Source organism: Moorena sp. SIO3I8, assembly GCF_010692325.1.
Taxonomy (GTDB): Bacteria; Cyanobacteriota; Cyanobacteriia; order Cyanobacteriales; family Coleofasciculaceae; genus Moorena.
Map to the genome: position 1 here is coordinate 1 of NZ_JAAHHW010000407.1, position 1,344 is coordinate 1,344.

The following is a 1,344-nucleotide window of genomic DNA, read 5'->3' on the forward strand; positions in this document are numbered from 1 at the left end:
CTTGTTTCGCTTCCCAAAAAGCTCGTGACCGCTACTATCGAAAGATTACCTTCTCTCTGATTCAGGAATTTGATGCCTGGGCCTAAATGTACTGCTAAATGTACAAAAAAAAGTGTCCGTCAGTCAGGACGGCGAGTCTATAGACGGCGAGTCTACAGACGAAGAATCTGTAAGAAACAGGAAGTCTGAAAAGCCCAGCTCTTCACTAATCAAATTTTAGTTTGATTCCAGAAATAGTCCTGGATGTAACTCAAAAATTATTCTTGATTCGATCAATTGTATTGTATGGCAAAACGTGCAGATATTGGTAGCAAACGCCTAATCAGTCTCGCTCCTAATGCTTGGGTGCAATGGGTAACCGGTAATCCCCAAGTGCGGGCATCTCAGTTACTCGATGCTGAGTTTCAATGGATTAGTCGCGAAAGCGATGTGATTGTCAAAGCTTCTAGTCCTGAACATCAAGAATTTCTGATTCTCAATGAATTACAACTACGCTATGACCAGAACATGCCTCAGAGAATGCGCAATTATGTGGCTTTAGCTGAGGAAAAATACAACCTATCCGCTTATCCAGTATTAATTAACATCTTGCCGCCCCCAGCCACAGTCACAATCGTTGACTGTTACGACAGGGAATTTATGGGATTAAAGGCGCGTCAAGATTATCGGGTAATTAATCTCTGGGAAGTAGAGGCTGAATTAGTATTAGAACAACCTTTGCCTCCCCTATTTCCATTTGTCCCAATCTTATTTGGAGGTGGTAGCGAATCAAAATTGCGGTCAGCGGTGCAGGCTTTACGAGCAGATCAAACCTTGAATCAACTAGAACCGCTCTTAGCGTTCTTTGCTAGTTTTGTGCTAGAGATACCTTTAATTCAACAAATCATGAGGTGGGATATGACAGTATTACGAGAATCACCCTGGTATCAAGAGATTTTACAAGAGGGTCTTGCTCAAGGCATCCAACAAGGGATTGAACAAGGGATTGAACAAGGAATTGAACAAGGGATTGAACAAGGGATTGAACAAGGCATCCAACAAGAACGTCGAGGGAGTTTAGAGCGCATCCTTAAACTGCGATTTTCAGAGATTCCTGTCGAGATATCCGTCAGAATTCAAGCCTTAACTCTCGAACAATTAGAAGAGTTGATGGCCACAGCCTTAACGGTTAACTCCCTAGATGAGTTTACTCAACATTTGCCCAATTAATTAAATAAGGCCACACCCCACCTCGACCGTGGGGTGGGCGTAACTCAAAAATTAGTATTGATTCGATCAATTGTATTGTATGGCAAAACGTGCAGATATTGGTAGCAAACGCCTAATCAGTCTCGCTCCTAATGC

General features: G+C 42.6%; 1 protein-coding gene. It reads left to right on the forward strand.

The window, feature by feature from the left end:
* Positions 1-285: 285 nt before the first annotated feature.
* Entirely contained in the window at positions 286-1,209 is a 924-nt protein-coding gene (locus F6K51_RS37415) for an Rpn family recombination-promoting nuclease/putative transposase (RefSeq protein WP_293031277.1), read from the forward strand.
* The last annotated feature ends 135 nt before the right edge of the window (positions 1,210-1,344 follow it).